The organism is Chimaeribacter arupi (assembly GCF_002858805.1).
Classification (GTDB): domain Bacteria; phylum Pseudomonadota; class Gammaproteobacteria; order Enterobacterales; family Enterobacteriaceae; genus Chimaeribacter; species Chimaeribacter arupi.
In genome coordinates this window covers 41,247-58,480 of record NZ_PJZI01000005.1, presented here as the reverse complement: position 1 = coordinate 58,480, position 17,234 = coordinate 41,247, and the positions used below count along the sequence as shown (strand labels likewise).

Sequence of the window (17,234 nt, the reverse complement as noted above, 5' to 3'; positions counted from 1 at the left end):
CGGCAGGCGGGCCATTGGCAGGGCTGGGGCATGGTCAGGCGCTGAGGCTGCGCTCTTGCAGGTAGCGCCAGCGCGCCGGGCGGGTCGAGACATCAATCATCGCCACTGAGACGCGCTGGAAGGTTTCCCCCGGCACAGAGTGCGTTTTACGGTAACGCACGGCGACCAGCGAGCCTTCAATCGCCAGGGTTTCACATTGGCTGACCTCAATGCGCAGCGCCGGTTGGATGCCCGCCTGGCTTTTGAAAAGCCGTTTAACCTGACCATAACTGAGCCAGGTTCCCTGCGGCGTCAGCATCCGGAAATCCGGCTGGAATTGCGACATCAGATCCAACACCCTGGCCTGGGCATCCTCGGTGGGTAAGCTGTATATCTGCTGAATAGTGTCATGCATATCCATCACACTGCGTTCAGCAAGGCGGGCAAGATCGTTTAGCATTATCTCTCCTGACATTATGAATAACGCACCGCAGGGGAAACCGGCGTCATGCCGATATACCGCACGATGAATACTCAGGCTATTTACATTCCGTTGATAACCACAGCCCAGAAATAAAACGTTAAGGATAACTGCAATAAAAGAGAATATTGAGATGAAAATACCTGTAAAAACTAAAATCCCCCGCCGGCTTTGTCAATGGCCTGATGCGTATGCTGCCGGGAATTTACGCCGTTGATACCCACTGACAAACATGCCGCTGAGTAAAACCATTAATTATCAAAAAAGTAGCTGCGGGAAAAGCGTTTTATCAAACCCGGAAATAAATCAAATCAGGAAAGGGCATTGCCTTTTAACCTGGGAATACCTGCACCGGCCAGGCAGCGATGCCGCCCGCTTCTTTATACATTTTTCTTATGACGAAATTATTTCCATATAATTACTTTATTATCGCGCCCCGTTTTTGATGCCCCGGATTGGCTGCCTGCCGATCCGGGGCAGACATTATCTTGCCGCCTTCTCCTTCACGGCCCCTTTTCACCGCCCGGTTTCGGCGTCGGGTAGTCATACTCTATACGCAGCGGCGCAGCAAACGCACTTTCCCAGAGTTGCTGGTAAAGCCCATCCAGCCGCGCAGCCATTGCCTCATTATTCATCACCAGTTCCAGATTGCGGGAGTTGTCAAAATAACCGCCGCTCCAGTTACTGGTGCCGACCCAGCCGAGCCGACCGTCAATGGTCATGATTTTACTGTGCACCACCCGCGCATACGGGATAAAGCCGCCCGATGCCGGGGGAATGGTCACGATTTTGATCTGTACATTCGGCACCAGCGCCAGGCTTTTCAGCCAGGCAATCGCGGGCATACCGGTGTTCCAGTCTGCGACCATCAGCTCAACCTTCACCCCGCGCGCTGCGGCGCGGCGCAAGGCGTTGTCGATCACCGGGTAGAAAGGGCGCGTTTTGCCCGGCCCGTAAGAGAGCGGCGCATACTCCATCACCTGCACGCGGATGCGTTGCGTGGCGGAATCCAGCAGGCGCGGCAGCACCGCCTGTGCATCGCGCACGCCCGGCGGGTTCCAATCCCGCGGGCTGGCCACCAGATAGTTGCCGTGGAATAGATCCCCCGCCGGTGTCTGTTGCGGCACCTTCGGCACCGGCTGGCCGGTCACCAGTCGCGGCTGTGCCTGCCAGTCCTGCTCAAACACTGCCGCGATCTGCGCCACCACCGGCGCGTCCGTGATGCGCAACCCGGTTTCCTGGATATGCTCCAGCGCGCGCCAGTCAAAATTCTGGCTGCCGACAAACGCCGTGTTGCCGTCCACTACCAGGTATTTGGCGTGGATAATGCCGCCGGAGAGTTTGCCGAACGGGATGATCCGCAGTTCCAGGCCGGGGATCGCCTGAAGCTGTGCCAGCGTCTCCGGCGTGCTGATGCGCAGCCCTTTGTCCTCCAGCAGGACGCGGATTTTCACCCCGCGCCCCGCCGCCTCACGCAGGGCAGCCAATACCGTCTCCAGCCGGGAGCCGGGCTGGCCCGCCACGTAAAACTGGGCGATGTCGATGCGCTCACGCGCCGCGGCAAACATCTCGCGCCACACCGCGTCGCCGGTGCGCAGGTCATCCGCCTGGAGCGGCGTCTCCGCCGGGGCGTTGTAGACCAGCTCATAGCCGGGTATCCCGAAACCGGCCGCCGCCGGGTGCGCCAGCGTCAACAGGCAACTGCCGTAGATCAGGCGATGCAGGTGGCGTCGCAGCCACCTGAAAATCCGGCCGTCAGGCATAACGCTGCGCCCCGCCCTTCACCCAGGGCGTCTCCGCCTGCTCTACCGCCGTGTGGCTGCCGGCACGGATCAGCAGCACTTTCAGCAGCTCGCTGATGCGCTCCATGCGGCTTTGCAGGTAGTTGTTGCCGACCAGGCAAATCAGCGCAATGGCGATGCCGAGGCCGGTGGCGTACAGCGCGGTGCCCATCCCGGCGGAGACCTGGCTGGCATCCGAGATGCCGGACGCCGAAAGCGCCTTGAAGGTGTCGATGATCCCCATCACCGTGCCGAGCAGCCCCAGCAGCGGCGCGGCGGTGACCACCGTCTCCAGCAGCCAGATGCCGCGCGTCAGGTGCGGTTTGCTCATCAGGTATTGTGTGTCGATCAAATCCCCCATCGCCTCCGGCGTGGTGCGGTTTTTCTGCGCCAGCACCGGCTGGATCACCCGCAGCGGCAGGCTGTTGCGGCGGGTCAGCTCATCCGGCAGCGCGGCGGCGTTTTCGACGTCCGGCGTCAGGATCTGCGCCAGCCGGGCGGCCTGTTTCTGCGTCCAGGCGAAGCTGATGGCGCGCTCAATAATAATCACCAGCGACACCGCCAGCGCGGCGTACATCACGTAAAAAATAATGTCGTGTAACAGAGTGGCGTTCATGGTTTGGCTCTTAATCAGAAGGTGGCTTCCAGCGAGACGCTGAAGGTGCGCTCCTCGCCAACGTTGTAATAGGGTGTGGCGGCACTCACACCATTATAGGCAGCGGCGTTAAACACCGTGGTCCGCGCCGAGGTCAGGTACTCTTTGTCAAACAGGTTGTTGATGCCGAAGCGCAGCACGGCGCTTTTCACCATCACTTTATCCACCGGCAGGTAGACGCCCGCCGCTAAATCAAACACCGTGCGGCCGCCGATCTCCTCATCATTGGTCATGTCGCCATAGAAGGAGCCGACATACTTGCCGCTGACGCTGCCGTAGTAGCGGCTGTCGTCATAGCCCAGCGTCATGTTGAACAGGTTTTTCGGCGCGTTCGGGATCTGCTTGCCGCTGGTCGGCAACAGGCCGCCGCGGTTGGTCACGTCATCCTGTTGTTCAGAGTTGGTGTAGGTATAGGAGGTGTAGTAGTTGAAGTGGTGCGGTAACTGGCCGCTCCACTCCAGCTCCAGCCCGCTGTTCTCCACTTTGCCGACGTTCAGGAACTCATAGTCGCCATCCGGGTTGGTGGTGGAAATCTGGCGGTCGGTATAGCGCAGGTAGAACAGGGTGGCGGCCACCAGCATATCCTCACGCTGGAAACGCCAGCCCAGTTCGTGGTTCCAGCTCAGCTCCGGCTTGGTGTTCACCGAGTCGCCGACGTTATACAGCACGTAGTTCGGCGGGGTACGCATGTTGCGCGACAGGTTGTAGAACACCTGATTTTCCGGGTTCACGCGGTAGCTGGCGCTGAAGTTCGGCAGGAACTCGTGGTAGCTGGTGCTGCGGTTCTCCGGCGCACTGTTCAGGCTGCCGCGGTTTTTGCCCTCGCGTGAAACGTGCTGGTACGCCAGCCCGCCGATCAGCGTCCAGTCCGGCGTGACGTACCAGGTGTCCTGCACCCAGACTTTTTGCGCCGGGGTCACGGTGTACTGGTCACGCCCCTGCACCACATTGCCGTCGGCATCCCTGACCTGCCCGCTGCCGCCGGACTCGCCCCAGACGTCCGCCGGGTTGCCGTCGCCTTTGATGGCGATGAACGGCTGGGTCTGCGACTGGCGCGTGCGCTCATACCAGTAGCCGACATCCATGCTGTGCTGCTCGTTGATGTCCCACTTCAGTTTGGTGGTCACACCCGGCCGCCAGGTTTCCGTCCACGAAGGGCGGTAATAGGTGTCTGAACTCAGGTTGCTGAGGTCATACTGCCCGAAGCGATCGGAGGTGGAAGAGAGTGAGTTGGCCGACTGCCCGGTAAAGCTGCCGCCATTACCCCAGTAATAGTAAGGCTGCACGGTGAGCGTCAGGTCATCACGCAGTTGCAGTTTCTGGGTAAAGCTCAGGTTCAGCGTCTCAAACGGGTTGCGGTTGAGTTTGTAGTAGCTGGTGAGCTGGCCGCGGCTATTGTACTGCGGGGTGGTCGGGTAATCCTGGTCACGCCCGCCCTGCTCAAACTGCGCCTTGCTCAGGGTGTTGTAGTTGTTATTTTCCTGCCGGTTATATTTCACGATCAGGTTGCTGCTGTTGCCGTTCTCCGCCTCAAACAGCGAGCTCATCTCGAATTTGTTGGAGTAGAGCCGCCCCTCGCCGCGCCACTTTTTCGCCTCAGTATGGGAGTAGGAGATCCAGTTGCTGAAGCCGTTGACCTCGCCGGTCTCGAGCCGCGCAAAGGTTTTGCTGAGGTTATTGCTGCCGAGGATCTGCTTGACGAAACCGCCGAACTCTTTCGACGGGCGGTGCGTCACCATGCCGATGTTGCCGCCGCTGGAGCCGATGTGCGGGCCGTCCGCCTCGGACGAGCCTTGGGTGACAAAGATCTGCTCGATGTTCTCCTCGTCGCCTACCTGGTTGGCGTACACCTCGTAGTTGCCGGAGTCGTTCATCGGGATGCCGTCGATGGACATGCCGATCTGATCGGATTTCAGCCCGCGCATGGTGTAGTCAAAGCCGCTCAGCCCGGTGGAGTCGGTGCTGTTGACGTTCAGGCCGGGGGTGAATTTCAGTTTGTCGATGGCGTTGCCCGCGCCGGGCTGTTTATCCATCGCCTCTTTGGTGATGGTGGATCGCGCCTTGGGCGTCTCCTCCTGCACCATCATGCCGCCGCCCAATGACTGGCCTTCGACCGTGATGTTCCCCACATCGGTGCTTTCTGCCGCGTGTGTTGCATAAGGCAACAGCGCGGAAATCACCGCCAGACAGATCCCAGAGCGTTTAAAGGTTTTCATAGCGTGTTCCTGTGCATCGTTATGGTGTTCCGGGCGTCAGGGTGCCCGGTAAGTAAAGGTGGCGGTAAAGCGGCGGCTGCTCTGCCCGGCGAACGCCTCGGGCGGGAACGGCTTCACCTGGCTTATCCCTTGCAAACTGCTCAGCGCGGCGCGGTTCAGTAACATGCTGCGGGCTTTGGTGCTGATGCCGGAGGCCAGCACGCGGCCACTGCGATCGACTTCCAGCCAGACCTCCACGTTGCCTTCCGGGCGCTCCAGTGACGCCTGTCGCCCAGTCGGGTAACGCTTGCGCGCATCCAGATCGCGGCGCAGTGCCTGTTGCCAGGCGCCTTCCAGCGCCGGTGCATTAGTCGCCGGTCTGGCTGTCGCCGGCGCGGACGCAGCGGGTTTTGCCGGGGCGGCGGGTGCGGTGACGGCTTTCGGTGCCACAAAGGCACGCGGTTTCTCGGCCGGTTTGGTTTTTACCGGCTTCGGCTCCGGGCGCTTTTCTTTTGGTTTTGGCACCGGCTTGGGTTTCGGCGGTGGCGGCACCACCGGTGCCGGTGTTTCGATAACCGGCACCGGCGGCGGCAAGGGTTCCGGTAACGGCAGCGGCTCAGGTTCGGGTTGCGGCTCGGGCTGCGGTTCGGGTTCCGGCTGGGGTTCAGGTTCCGGCGCGGGCGGCTCCACCAGCGCCAGCTCCATCGTGGATTCATCGTATCGGGGCTGGATCTTCAGCGGCGGCTGCTGGCTGACCACCAGCGCCCAGCCCGCCACTGCCAGTACCGGCAGCCAGCTGATCAGGTGTCGTGAACGGTAGAGGAGATACATGTCACAGCTTCCGCGTCGCGAGGGAGACAGCGGTAAAGCCGCCTTTGCGCAGGTTGTCCATCACCGCCACCAGCCGCTCCACCGCCACGCCTTTGTCGCTGTTGAGGATGATGGTGGTGGTCTGGCCGGCGGGTTGCTGCTGTTTCAGCGTGGTGACCAGTGCGTCCAGCGCGACCGGCTGGCCATCAAGCTGAAGCTGATCGTTATTGCCGAGCGTGACAATGGCGCGTTTTTGCGGCTTCAGTTGCTGTGCGGTGGCGGCCCCCGGTAACTGGGTTTTTAATCCCTGTGACGGAATGACATTCAGGCTAATCAGCACAAAGAACACCAGCAGAAACATCATGACGTCGATCATCGGGATTAACTCGATGTGCGCCTTATTCTTTTTCGGTTCGTTCCAGTTACGCATAGCGCTCCCTCGTTAAGAAAGCAGCCAATATAGTCAGCGCATGTTTAATTTTTGTTACGTTTTGAAGATGTTTTACTCACACTCTTATCGATTCACACACAATAATTACATGCTGAAATTATTGCTGAATCACATTTCACGCAGAAACCGCAAAAACCGGATTGACGCCAGACAGAGGTCTATTGCGTATCATTCGGAACGTTATCCTGTTGTTTTGCTGAGAAATGCGTCAGTGCAGTTATTAATTAATTGTTAATATTAATAAAAAGAAAAATGGCAGACGTGTGAGGATGAAAAAGCCGCGTTCTCGTGATTAAATTCGCTGTAAGCCCTGCAAGAACTGGATAGAACCGGATCTCATTGCACGATAAAAAATGAAAACCCAGACTTCATTGTGACAGGCGGCTTATCATATTCCCGCCTTTTTGTAGCAAAAATGCTATTAGCTAGTAGTCTCATTGTTATGGGTTATTCACTCCCTATGTACCAGATGGTACACTACGCGCGCTTTATGGTTCACAGGCTATTTATTAACCCTATGGCGAACTGTAATGGGTCTGTTACGGAGTCAGTTCCGTTTTTCTATCCAGAAATAGCCCGATTGATAAAGAGTGTTTTTGCCCGGCCTGCCTGCCGTTATGCCAACGCGGGTTTCCCTGAGCACCCCCTCTTGTCACTGGCACACTATTTCTCCAGGAGTTTGTGTTATGGCTGAAACAAACGCCCGCGCCTCCCGCGCGCTGGGCATATGGTCTGTACTGTTTGGGCTGGTGCTGCTTGCCATCGGCCTGTTCTTCGCAATTGGGGGAGGCCAACTGGTTTCACTCGGCGGGAGCTGGTACTTCCTGATTGCGGGTATTGTGGTGGTGCTGTCTGCCATCCAGTTCTTCCGCCGTAAATCGTCGGCGGTGGCGCTGTTGCTGCTGTTCTTTATCGGCACAGTGATTTGGGCCGTGAGCGAAGTCGGGATCGACTTCTGGCCGCTGGTTTCCCGCCTGATGGTGCCGGCTGGGGTCATGCTGGTGGCCTTCGCCACCTGGCCTGCCCTGCGTAAGCGGGAAGGCAAAGCGCCGCTGGCCGGGGCCTCCTATGGCCTGGCCGTGGTGCTGGCCGTCGGCATGGTGGCGACGCTGGTGCAAATGTTCCAGCCGCACCCGACTGTTGCGTTTGAAGGTAAACCGCTTCCATTGGTGCCGGTTGATAAGGCGCAGGCGCAGAAAGACTGGGCAAACTACGGCAACACGCCGGAAGGCAGCCGCTTCGTGGCGCTTGACCAGATCACCCGTGACAACGTGAAAGATCTGAAAGTCGCCTGGACGTTCCGCACCGGCGACATCCCTGACAGCCCGACCGGTAACGGTGCGGAAGATCAGCAGACCCCGTTGCAGGTGGGTGACCGCATCTTCCTGTGTACGCCGCATAACAACGTGATTGCCGTGAATGCCGACAACGGTAAAGAGATCTGGCGTCACGAAGTGAACGCGCAGGCGGAAGTCTGGAACCGCTGCCGCGGCCTGGCCTACTTTGACGCCACCAAACCGCTGACCCAGCCGTCCGCGCCGGGTTCAACCCCGGTACCGGCCCCGGCGCTGGCCGCCGGTGACACCTGCCAGCGTCGCCTGATCATGAACACCATCGACGCGCGCCTGATTGAGATCAACGCTGACAACGGCCAGCTCTGCCAGAACTTCGGCACCAACGGCGTGGTTGACCTGAAAGCGGGCCTTGGCGACGCGCAGGATCCGAAATACCAGCTGACCTCTGCCCCGACCCTGGCCGGGACAACCGTGGTGGTAGGCGGCCGTATCGCGGATAACGTGCAGACCGACATGCCGGGCGGCGTATTGCGTGGCTTTGACGTGATCACCGGTGAAATGCGCTGGGCGTTTGACCCAGGCAACCAGGACCCGAACATGAAGCTGCAACCGGGCCAGACTTACGCCCGCAGCACCCCGAACTCCTGGGCGCCGATGTCTTACGATCCGGCGATGAATACCGTATTTATCCCGATGGGCAGCTCCTCGGTTGACCTGTGGGGCGGCAACCGTACCCCGCTGGACCACAAATACGCGACCTCAATCCTGGCGCTGGACGCCACCACCGGTAAAGAGAAGTGGGTTTACCAGACCGTGCACAACGATCTGTGGGACTTCGACGTACCGATGCAGCCGAGCCTGATCAACTTCCCGGAAAAAGACGGCAGCAGCAAACCGGCCGTGGTGTTCGGCACCAAAGCGGGCCAGATCTTTGTGCTGGACCGTATGACCGGCCAACCGCTGACCAAAGTGGAAGAGAAGCCGGTTAAGAAAAGCAACATCAAAGACGAGCAGTATTCCGATACCCAGCCGTTCTCCACCGGGATGCCGCAGATTGGCGCGGAAACCCTGAAAGAGTCCGACATGTGGGGCGCGACGCCGTTTGACCAGCTCGCCTGCCGCATTGGTTTCAAATCGATGCGTTATGACGGCCTGTTCACCGTGCCGGGCACGGACAAAGCGCTCAGCTTCCCAGGTTCCCTGGGCGGCATGAACTGGGGCAGCCTCTCGACCGACCCGAACAATCACTACATCTTCGTCAATGACATGCGTCTTGGCCTGTGGGTGCAGATGATTCCGGCTGACACCAGTAAGATCGACCGCGGCAGCAACGGCGGTGAGGCGATCAATACCGGTATGGGCGCGGTGCCGCTGAAAGGCACACCGTATGCGGTCAATAAAAACCGCTTTATGTCCCCGCTGGGCATCCCGTGCCAGAAACCGCCATTTGGTACGCTGTCCGCCATTGACCTGAAAACCCAGAAAATCGTCTGGCAGGTGCCGGTCGGCACCGTGCAGGACACCGGCCCGTTCGGCGTGAAAATGCGTGTGCAGATGCCGGTCGGTATGCCGACGCTGGGCGGCACACTCGCCACCCAGGGCGGCCTGGTGTTCATCGCCGGTACGCAGGACTACTACCTGCGCGCGTTTGACTCCTCTACCGGTAAAGAGGTGTGGAAAGCACGCCTGCCGGTCGGCAGCCAGGGCGGCCCGATGAGCTATGTCTCCCCGACCACCGGCAAACAGTACATCCTGATCTCCGCCGGCGGCGCACGCCAGTCCCCGGATCGCGGTGACTACGTGATTGCCTACGCGCTGGACAAGTAAGCGTTACGCTTAACCGGTTATACCGTTAATGAAAACGGCTCCTGAAAAGGGGCCGTTTTTTTATGGTTACTGCTTCTTAAACCAGGGGCCTGACGCTGGCTTTGTCCCATTATGCACAGGCTGTTTTTATTGCCCAAACTCAATACACATAGTTATTATGCGGGAAAAATGCACCTCTAAAGGAGTAGCAGGTCGATGGATACGGTGGAAGAGCTTAACGGGACATATTTTTATAAAGGCATTAACAATATTTCCGCCGGCGAACTGTTTTTCTGGATTCTCCTTGATGCCGTAGCCGAACAGATGGGTGAAATTGGCGATCTGGGGACGGTAACGCTCATCATCCTAGGGCAGCCCGTAATCGGAACCCGCAGAAAATTCCGCACAGCCACTGAAGGAACGTCGGTTGCTTCAATTTATGCCCGTCGCTACCTTGATGTTGAATTACCTTTCCGCCTCCCCACCTTCACGAATGCAAGCCTTAAATATCTTAAGCCGATGTGGGTAAATAATTTAGGTAAATTCGTAGGACGCGCTGTACCGGTAATAGGGTGGGTTCTTCTCACCAGTGACGTAGCAACTATCGTTTACAAAGCCACCTGTCATTACAACAGGATAGCCAGGGGTAACGATAAAATATGGTAACTAATGACGAGGTACTTGCCTTTTTCCGTAAGGAATTATCGCTAATGACCACGCTCACCATGAAGCCGATACTCATTGAGCTGGACACGCCTTTACAGAGTTATGCTGCTGCTGATGAGTTAGGCGATGCAATAGAAAAATATGATGAGGTATATGGAGTTGATGTGTCAGAGCTGGATATGGCGCATTACTATCCTTGGAAACTGGAATGGTTTTTTCGCAAATGGATGACTAAAGAACCGCTCAAACAAGTTTCAAAACCACTTACTGTACGAATGTTCGCAGAATCAGCAAAAGCCGGGCGCTGGTTATATGACTAGGCACAAGCAAGGGGTTTTCACGTGGCTATACCTCATTGCGCCATTTGTTGGCCGCTCAATACCTTTGAACGGCGAAGTTACCCTTGTTGCTGATGTATCGCAGATCATTTACCGCTCTGTACGTGATTACAACCGCATAGCAAGGGATGGCGATAAATTATGGTAGACAATATTGACCACCGGATTTACGCACTGGTCAGACGCTACAATGGCGTTTATTTGTTCCAAAATGAGAAAAAGCAAAGGCTGTTAAATCCTGATACCGATCTGGATACAGATATGCAGTTGGATGTAGGTGAAGCAGAAGAACTTATGGAAGAGTTTTTTACAACTTTCCAGGTTGATAAGGGAAACTTCAAAATTGAAACCTACTATCCTGACGAACCTTTCTCATGGAATCCCTTCAAAAAATTCCCCCCATACCTGTCCCTGATTTCACTATCGGCATGTTGATCGAATCAGCAAAAGCGGGGCGCTGGTTATACGACTAAACACAAGCAAGGAGCATTTACATGGCTATACCTGTTCATTTATTTTTGACCGATGATGGCGGCGCGCTGATCCGTGGTTCTTCCGATGTGCAAGGTCGGGAAGGAAGCATGGAGGTTCGGGCCTTGCACCACAGCTTAAGCCTCCCTACCGATCCCATGACAGGAAAGGTGACCAGCACGCGTCAGCACTCTCCGTTCCACTTTACTAAAGAGCTTGATAGCGCATCGCCGTATCTCTTTAAAGCGTCGGCAACAGGACAGACGCTGAAATCTGCTGAGTTCAGGTTCTACCATATCAACGATGCCGGACAGGAAGTGGAGTATTACCGGATCGTCCTGGAAAACGTAAAAGTCATTTTGGTCGGCCCGGTTATGTACGATACGCGAAGCTGTCAGGGTACAGGCCACATGGAAGAGGTTGCACTGAATTACGAGAAGGTCACCGTTCTGTACAAAGACGGCAATCTGTCAGCGCATGATGCATGGGATGAGCGCCCTACTGCTTAACCAGAAGCCTGCCGGGCTTTTTCAGGCTGCCGGGCAAGTGCACTGCCAATCTGCCACCCGCCCCGATCACCGGCAAACAGTACATCCTGATCTCCGCCGGCGGCGCACGCCAGCCCCCGGATCGCGGTGACTACGTGATTGCCTACGCGCTGGACAAATAAGCACAACGCGTAAGCTGCTGTACTGAGAATAAAAACGACTCCCTGATGGGAGCCGTTTTTTTATCTGGCTTGTCTGTCGCATCTTTCCTGTGCGCTCATAAGCAACGGTTTCACAGCGTTTGCCTCAAGAACTCTCCCGCCAGCGGGCAGGTTGGGTACGGTTGCCGCTGCATACCGGCGCGATAGACAAGGGGTCTGACGCGCAATGAAACGAAAACTCATGCTAAGCCATTTTCCTGCTCCCTGACGCTGGCTTTGTCCCATTATGTACAGGCTGTTTTTATTGACCAAAAAGCCCGCTTTTCGCGTATAGCAGAAAGAGAAAGCCACCTTTTCTCTGCTTTGTGCCAGAAGCGGACGTTGATCATTGTGAAAAGCAGAATGCTTGGCAGCTTTGTGATTAGGGTCGGAGTTACTGCGCTTAAGCTTTGCGGGTTGGCAGTGCTTCTGCTGCATGCCCTGTTTTGTCAGTCAGTCCGGATAAAACTGCCAGAATCAGCGCTATAACAGAAAGTACAGCTCCGGCCCAGTTAGGCGACTGTAGACCAAAGCCGGCGGCTATAACCGCACCACCCAGCCATGCACCGACTGCATTGCCGAGATTGAAAAGACCTATGTTAACGGCTGCTGCCAGCGTCGGCGCACCTGCTGCCCGTGCTTTGTCCATTACCAGTTTCTGGATGGGAGATACGGTAGCAAACCCGAAAGCAGCCATCAGGAAAATACAAAGCGCCGACATAACCTGACTGTGGGCAGTAAAGTTGAAAATTACCAAAATCATGGCCTGAGCGGCCAGCGTCACGTACAGCATCGGCATCAGCGCGCGATCGGCATATTTACCCCCCAGCTGGTTGCCAACAAATAATCCCAGGCCGAACAATAGCATCAGCCATACCAGACTGCTTTCGTGATATCCGGCAAGCTCTGTCATCATGGGTGCGATATAGGTAATTGAGGTAAAAAATGCGCCCGGTCCAAAGACCGTTATGCCCATCGCCAGCAGTACGTTGCTGTTCCGGAAGGCATTAAACTCATGCGCAAAATTATGGTTTTCCGGACGGGGCTGATGCGGGATGAGCATGCCAACGCTGATAACCGTGATGGCGCCGATTACGGCAATGGCCATAAAGGCTTCCCGCCATGAGAGATGCTGTCCAATCCACGTGCCGACGGGAACCCCGATAAGGTTCGCTACCGTCAGCCCCATAAACATAAAGGCAATCGCCCTGACGCGCTTAGACGGCGCGACCATATCTGCGGCAATAACCGAGCCGATACCAAAGAAGGCCCGTGAGTCATGGACGTGATGATCCGGCCCAGAATGGCAACGCCCAGCGTCGGCGCAAATGCTGTTACAAGGTTACCCGCCATAAACAGCAGCATCAGGAAAACCAGCATGGCTTTACGGGGTACTTTTGAGCCCAGAATAATCAAGGCCGGCGCGCCGACAAAAACGCCCAGGGCGTAAGCCGTCGCCAGGTTTCCGGCCACGGGAATACTGACGTTGAAGTCAGCGGCAATAACGGGAAGCAGGCCGGCAATGATGAATTCAGTGGTTCCTATACCGAATGCACCCATCGCCAGCGCCCAGAGAGCAAATGGCATAACAAATATCCTGTCAGTTAACAATAATTGTGTCTGAGCTGCGCATGACACCGTTAAAAAACCAGAGCGGTAGCCATTGGCAGCACTGAGACGTGCAGAATATAAGTTCGCTGAAAGTTGATAAATAACCCTGAAATCGCCTGAGTGGTGACAAAAACTCTACTTCAGAGCGCCGAAATATCCTTCGCCGGCCTTCCTGAGCAGCTCATCGACAATAAACCTGACTTTGGGGATCAGGTGCCTGGTACGGGGCCAGACGACGTTCAGCTCGATCGGTACGGGCATATGATCGGGCATAACGGCAACAAGCCTGCCATCATCAATAAGGTCGTTCACCATCGATTCCGGAAACTGAGCAATCCCGGCTCCCGCCAGACAGGCCTGAAGCATGGCATCGCCGTCGCTTATCTGGTGCGCCGAGCCAGAGATAAACTTTATCTCCCGCTCCCCGGCTGGCCGCAGACGCCAGGCAAGAGGCGCCCCCCGTCGGTAACCCATAATGCAGCAGTGTTTTTTCAGCGCATCAATATCAGAGGGCTGACCGTGCCGCTCAATATAAGCGGGAGACGCGCACAGCATGAGACGCTGTCGGCTAAGACGACGCGCAATCAGCTCATCGGTGCTCTGCAGTTCGCCCAGACGAAGTACCAGGTCGACGCCTTCCTCTACCGGGTCAATCAGCCGATCGTTAAAGGTCAGCGCCAGGCGCAGAGCCGGATAACGGGTCATCAGTTCAAGCAACACCGGCATCATCAGGTTGCGCCCGAATGAGGCCGGCATATCTATCCGGACCGTTCCGGCCGGGTTGTCCTGACGCCTGCTCAGCGTATTTTCCGCCGAGTCCAGGATTTCCAGCGCCGAAAGGCAGCTGACCAGATAAGCCTCTCCGTCACTGGTCAGGCTCAGCTTACGGGTTGATCGGTGAAACAGCCGCGTTCCCAGCCTCTCCTCAAGTCGTGCCACGCTTTTTCCAACGGCAGATTTTGTGATGCCCAACTGCTCTGCGGCCTCAGTAAAGCTGCTCGACCTGGCCGTCGTGACAAAATTTGTAATTCCCCGCAGAGATTCGGCGGTTAATACAGTAGACATAAAGTTGACTCTCTGGCGACTCATGGTGTGTTTATTGATGTGTAATTCTATACCAGGCTTGAGTGAGTTCGTAAACAACGCGCCGACATGAGTTGGCGTATCCGTTTTAAAAACACAGGGAGCAGTCATGTCACAGGCACAACCTCTGAAATTTGTCTCACTGCTGGGCAGCCTTCGCGCGGGTTCTTTTAACGCCGTGGTGGCCCGCAATCTGGGCCTGCTGGCACCGGAAGGCGTGGAAGTCAACGCACTCGGCTCGGTCAGAGACATTCCCCACTATGACGAAGACCTGCAGGCTCAGGGCTTCCCTGAAGCCGTTTTGGAAATGGGAAAAGCGATAGCGGCAGCGGACGGAGTGATTATCGTCACGCCTGAATATAACTATTCCGTGCCGGGTGCGCTGAAGAACGCACTTGACTGGCTTTCACGCCTGCCGGATACCCCGGTTGCAGGCAAGCCCGTCGCCATAGTCACGGCTTCACCCGGTGCCATCGGGGGCGCGCGGGCGCAGTATCACCTGCGCCAGATTCTGGTCTTTCTGGATGGCAGAGTGCTTAACAAGCCGGAGATCATGGTGGGTCAGGCGCCATCCCGGCTTGACCCGGAAACCGGCAGCATAACGGATGCGGACACCCGCAGCCTGATTACGGCGCAGCTCAGTGCGCTCGCAGAAATGGCGATCCGGCAGGGCTGATTTTCAAAATCACACATATCTGTAAAACCACAGGGAGAAAACTATGTCTACCGACATTATTCGCGGTATGGACCACGTCGGCATTACCGTTTCCGATATTGATGAAGCTACCCGCTTTTTTACTGCGGCTTTTGGTGCGGAAGTTATCTATGACTCCGTCGCCCCCTCTGATGACGATGTAAAAGGCGAAGAAACAGAAAGCATTCTGAACCTGTTTCCGGGAACGAAAATCACCACGGTAAGAATGATGAAGCTCAAGCACGGTCCAGGGCTGGAGCTTTTTGAAATGAAGGGGCCGGAGCAAAGCCAGCCTGTGCGGCCCAGCGATTACGGTATCCAGCATTTTGCCGTTTACGTTGATGATATTAATGAAGCAGTCAGCCTTTTCGAGCGGGCCGGCGGGAAAATGTTTACGCCCCCTCAGCCCCTGATGTTCCCGACCGAGGTCGGAGAAAATAACTTTTTCTGCTATGGCCGCACCCCATGGGGCAGCGTCATTGAACTGATTTCTCTGCCCTCAAAGCTTCCGTATGAAGACCAGACATCTCTGCGTCGCTGGAAGCCCTGAGTGACTCGGTTGCGTCTGCCAGGGCGCAACCTTGTTACCGTATTACAGTGCGTTACCTTGACATTGAAGCAGTTGATACCCTGGAGATATCAGAGTCGATAGAAGCCTGACGTATAAAGGCTGCAACAGCAGCCCTGTGCCAGAAGCGGGCGTTGCAACTTTCATGTTACGTTAATTGCAGAACAGTCCTGGCTTCTTTTACCAGCTCATCCAGAAAGGCGTTCAAGGCTTATAAAACGCGGCACGGTGACGCTTTATTACCTACACAGCCGACGACAGCACTTGAAATTATTTTAAGCTGGTTTAATCTAGTGCACTAGAAGATATCAGGCGAATTAATGATGACACAATCCCGCAGCGTTGGTATGGAGCTCTCTTTTGCTCTCTATGGAGCGGCTAACCGTATGGCCAGGATGCACAAGCCCTTCCTGGAGCCGTTAGGCCTGACGTTCCCGCAGTATCTGGTGATGCTCGAACTGCTGAACAACTCGCCCTTATCTGTGGGCACGCTGGGTGCCTGTCTCGACATGGACACGGGGACTATCACGCCTCTTGTCAAACGCCTTGAGAATGCGGGATTTGTTAGTCGTACCCGTGACCCAAACGATGAACGACGTGTGCTGGTCGATCTGACCCCTCGCGTCGAGAGCATCCGGGAAGAAATCCTGAGCGTTAGTCAGAAGATCAAGAGCGCCTGTAAACTGGATGAAGCGGGACTGATCGAGCTTCGCGACACCTTGCGCGATCTCAGTAGGCCACGTCAGGATTAAAGAGACCGTACACAACCTTTTTTGCGCCATTTTATCTAGTGCACTACAGTCTTGTAAGCAAGAGATGTTTGTGCGAAAGGGTGATAACCACTAACCCCCAGACAAAGGAAGCCGTTATGACGATGACTCCAGTCCATCCCCGAACCGAAACATCATCAGATGAGACACTGGCATTCAGCGAGGCAGCCCGCACGCGTCGCTCTATCCGTGGCTTTCTCGACAAGCCCGTGCCGTTAAGCATTATCCGTGAGGTGTTGGAGGATGCCCAGTGCGCGCCCTCCAACTGCAACACGCAGCCCTGGAATACCCACATTGTCCGCGGCGAGAAGCTTAAGCAGCTATCCAAAATCCTGCATGCCAAAAACGACGCCGGAGAATTCACGCCGGATTTCTCTTTCGACCAGAACGACTACTACGGCGAATACCGGAAGCGTAACGATGCGCTGGGCAAGGCCTATTACGAAGCCATGAACGTGATGCGCGAGGACAAGGAGGGGCGGCGTCGCGTAGGCGCGATGAACTACTCGTTCTTTAATGCTCCCCAGGTCGCGTTCCTGTTTATGCCCTCATTTGGTGACAATGTCCGTGTTGCAGGTGACATCGGTATGTATGGCCAGACCTTCCTGCTGTCGCTCGCGGCGCGCGGTCTCGGTGGTATTCCCCAAACCGCGCTTGGTTTTTTTGCCCAGACAATCCGTGAATTCCTCGGCATTCCCGATGAGTTGAAATTGCTCTTTGGCATCTCTTTCGGCTACCCGGACGAAGCGGCACCCGGCAACCGGATCCATATGGATCGCGTGCCGGTCGACACGAGTGTGACTTTCCACGACTGAAACTCCACGGGAGCGGCATCGTTTTTGCCGCCCCGACCTCCACCGCATCAATCACGCGGCGGTCATTAATCACAACG

Annotated in this window: 15 protein-coding genes and 3 pseudogenes; 10 read left to right on the top strand and 8 right to left on the bottom strand. The window is 56.2% G+C overall.

Annotated features, from left to right (window positions below; all coding sequences use genetic code 11):
* Positions 1-34: 34 nt before the first annotated feature.
* The 6 genes from CYR52_RS04595 to CYR52_RS04570 all read right to left on the bottom strand — a co-directional run bounded on the left by CYR52_RS04595 (position 35) and on the right by CYR52_RS04570 (position 6,331).
* Complete coding sequence (locus CYR52_RS04595; RefSeq protein WP_072928292.1) at positions 35-439, bottom strand: hypothetical protein; 405 nt, start codon at positions 437-439, stop codon at positions 35-37.
* A gap of 524 nt (positions 440-963) precedes the next feature.
* The gene (locus CYR52_RS04590; protein ID WP_101828041.1) at positions 964-2,223 is read right to left on the bottom strand and encodes a phospholipase D-like domain-containing protein; all 1,260 of its coding nucleotides are present in this window, start codon (positions 2,221-2,223) and stop codon (positions 964-966) included.
* Complete coding sequence (locus CYR52_RS04585; protein ID WP_101828040.1) at positions 2,216-2,857, bottom strand: MotA/TolQ/ExbB proton channel family protein; 642 nt, start codon at positions 2,855-2,857, stop codon at positions 2,216-2,218. Before CYR52_RS04585 ends, CYR52_RS04590 begins: the two co-directional genes overlap by 8 nt.
* Before the next feature lie 14 nt (positions 2,858-2,871).
* Entirely contained in the window at positions 2,872-5,112 is a 2,241-nt protein-coding gene (locus CYR52_RS04580) for a TonB-dependent receptor family protein (RefSeq protein ID WP_101828039.1), read from the bottom strand.
* Positions 5,113-5,148: 36 nt separating this feature from the next.
* A complete protein-coding gene (locus CYR52_RS04575; protein WP_072928288.1) occupies positions 5,149-5,922 on the bottom strand; it encodes an energy transducer TonB family protein in 774 nt (257 codons plus the stop codon).
* Between the two features lies 1 nt (position 5,923).
* Complete coding sequence (locus CYR52_RS04570) at positions 5,924-6,331, bottom strand: ExbD/TolR family protein (protein WP_072928287.1); 408 nt, start codon at positions 6,329-6,331, stop codon at positions 5,924-5,926.
* A 707-nt stretch (positions 6,332-7,038) separates the two neighbouring features.
* Here CYR52_RS04570 and CYR52_RS04565 point away from each other — a divergent pair.
* From CYR52_RS04565 to CYR52_RS04545, 6 genes and pseudogenes are all read left to right on the top strand, one after another.
* Positions 7,039-9,474, top strand: coding sequence for a glucose/quinate/shikimate family membrane-bound PQQ-dependent dehydrogenase (locus tag CYR52_RS04565; protein ID WP_072928286.1), 2,436 nt, complete (start codon positions 7,039-7,041; stop codon positions 9,472-9,474).
* Positions 9,475-9,669: 195 nt separating this feature from the next.
* Complete coding sequence (locus tag CYR52_RS04560) at positions 9,670-10,119, top strand: STM2901 family protein (protein ID WP_101828038.1); 450 nt, start codon at positions 9,670-9,672, stop codon at positions 10,117-10,119.
* Positions 10,113-10,439 (top strand): DUF1493 family protein, encoded by a 327-nt coding sequence (locus CYR52_RS04555; protein ID WP_101828037.1) that lies wholly within the window; start codon positions 10,113-10,115, stop codon positions 10,437-10,439. Before CYR52_RS04560 ends, CYR52_RS04555 begins: the two co-directional genes overlap by 7 nt.
* 34 nt (positions 10,440-10,473) lie before the next feature.
* Positions 10,474-10,605: pseudogene (locus CYR52_RS23065) on the top strand (STM2901 family protein); the annotation flags it as partial.
* A pseudogene (locus CYR52_RS04550) lies at positions 10,599-10,930 on the top strand (DUF1493 family protein). The pseudogenes CYR52_RS23065 and CYR52_RS04550, both read left to right, overlap by 7 nt.
* A 21-nt stretch (positions 10,931-10,951) precedes the next feature.
* Positions 10,952-11,437 (top strand): Hcp family type VI secretion system effector, encoded by a 486-nt coding sequence (locus tag CYR52_RS04545; protein WP_101828036.1) that lies wholly within the window; start codon positions 10,952-10,954, stop codon positions 11,435-11,437.
* Positions 11,438-12,019: 582 nt separating this feature from the next.
* Here the strand turns inward: CYR52_RS04545 and CYR52_RS04540 are convergent.
* Both CYR52_RS04540 and CYR52_RS04535 read right to left on the bottom strand, forming a co-directional pair.
* Positions 12,020-13,203: pseudogene (locus CYR52_RS04540) on the bottom strand (MFS transporter).
* Positions 13,204-13,362: 159 nt separating this feature from the next.
* Positions 13,363-14,292 (bottom strand): LysR family transcriptional regulator, encoded by a 930-nt coding sequence (locus CYR52_RS04535; protein ID WP_101828094.1) that lies wholly within the window; start codon positions 14,290-14,292, stop codon positions 13,363-13,365.
* Positions 14,293-14,419: 127 nt separating this feature from the next.
* Here CYR52_RS04535 and CYR52_RS04530 point away from each other — a divergent pair, with 127 nt between their 5' ends.
* The 4 genes from CYR52_RS04530 to CYR52_RS04515 all read left to right on the top strand — a co-directional run bounded on the left by CYR52_RS04530 (position 14,420) and on the right by CYR52_RS04515 (position 17,157).
* Entirely contained in the window at positions 14,420-14,986 is a 567-nt protein-coding gene (locus tag CYR52_RS04530) for an NADPH-dependent FMN reductase (RefSeq protein WP_101828035.1), read from the top strand.
* Positions 14,987-15,029: 43 nt separating this feature from the next.
* The gene (locus CYR52_RS04525; protein ID WP_101828034.1) at positions 15,030-15,554 is read left to right on the top strand and encodes a VOC family protein; all 525 of its coding nucleotides are present in this window, start codon (positions 15,030-15,032) and stop codon (positions 15,552-15,554) included.
* Positions 15,555-15,892: 338 nt separating this feature from the next.
* A complete protein-coding gene (locus CYR52_RS04520) occupies positions 15,893-16,324 on the top strand; it encodes a MarR family winged helix-turn-helix transcriptional regulator (RefSeq protein ID WP_072928279.1) in 432 nt (143 codons plus the stop codon).
* 116 nt (positions 16,325-16,440) lie between these two features.
* A complete protein-coding gene (locus CYR52_RS04515) occupies positions 16,441-17,157 on the top strand; it encodes a nitroreductase (protein WP_101828033.1) in 717 nt (238 codons plus the stop codon).
* Positions 17,158-17,234: the final 77 nt, after the last annotated feature.

Bases quoted from the DNA above. Each gene is read 5' to 3' on its own strand.
- CYR52_RS04595 (WP_072928292.1), bottom strand. From the start codon at position 439: ATGCTAAACGATCTTGCCCGCCTTGCTGAACGCAGTGTGATGGATATG.
- CYR52_RS04590 (WP_101828041.1), bottom strand. From the start codon at position 2,223: ATGCCTGACGGCCGGATTTTCAGGTGGCTGCGACGCCACCTGCATCGC.
- CYR52_RS04585 (WP_101828040.1), bottom strand. From the start codon at position 2,857: ATGAACGCCACTCTGTTACACGACATTATTTTTTACGTGATGTACGCC.
- CYR52_RS04580 (WP_101828039.1), bottom strand. From the start codon at position 5,112: ATGAAAACCTTTAAACGCTCTGGGATCTGTCTGGCGGTGATTTCCGCG.
- CYR52_RS04575 (WP_072928288.1), bottom strand. From the start codon at position 5,922: ATGTATCTCCTCTACCGTTCACGACACCTGATCAGCTGGCTGCCGGTA.
- CYR52_RS04570 (WP_072928287.1), bottom strand. From the start codon at position 6,331: ATGCGTAACTGGAACGAACCGAAAAAGAATAAGGCGCACATCGAGTTA.
- CYR52_RS04565 (WP_072928286.1), top strand. From the start codon at position 7,039: ATGGCTGAAACAAACGCCCGCGCCTCCCGCGCGCTGGGCATATGGTCT.
- CYR52_RS04560 (WP_101828038.1), top strand. From the start codon at position 9,670: ATGGATACGGTGGAAGAGCTTAACGGGACATATTTTTATAAAGGCATT.
- CYR52_RS04555 (WP_101828037.1), top strand. From the start codon at position 10,113: ATGGTAACTAATGACGAGGTACTTGCCTTTTTCCGTAAGGAATTATCG.
- CYR52_RS04545 (WP_101828036.1), top strand. From the start codon at position 10,952: ATGGCTATACCTGTTCATTTATTTTTGACCGATGATGGCGGCGCGCTG.
- CYR52_RS04535 (WP_101828094.1), bottom strand. From the start codon at position 14,292: ATGTCTACTGTATTAACCGCCGAATCTCTGCGGGGAATTACAAATTTT.
- CYR52_RS04530 (WP_101828035.1), top strand. From the start codon at position 14,420: ATGTCACAGGCACAACCTCTGAAATTTGTCTCACTGCTGGGCAGCCTT.
- CYR52_RS04525 (WP_101828034.1), top strand. From the start codon at position 15,030: ATGTCTACCGACATTATTCGCGGTATGGACCACGTCGGCATTACCGTT.
- CYR52_RS04520 (WP_072928279.1), top strand. From the start codon at position 15,893: ATGATGACACAATCCCGCAGCGTTGGTATGGAGCTCTCTTTTGCTCTC.
- CYR52_RS04515 (WP_101828033.1), top strand. From the start codon at position 16,441: ATGACGATGACTCCAGTCCATCCCCGAACCGAAACATCATCAGATGAG.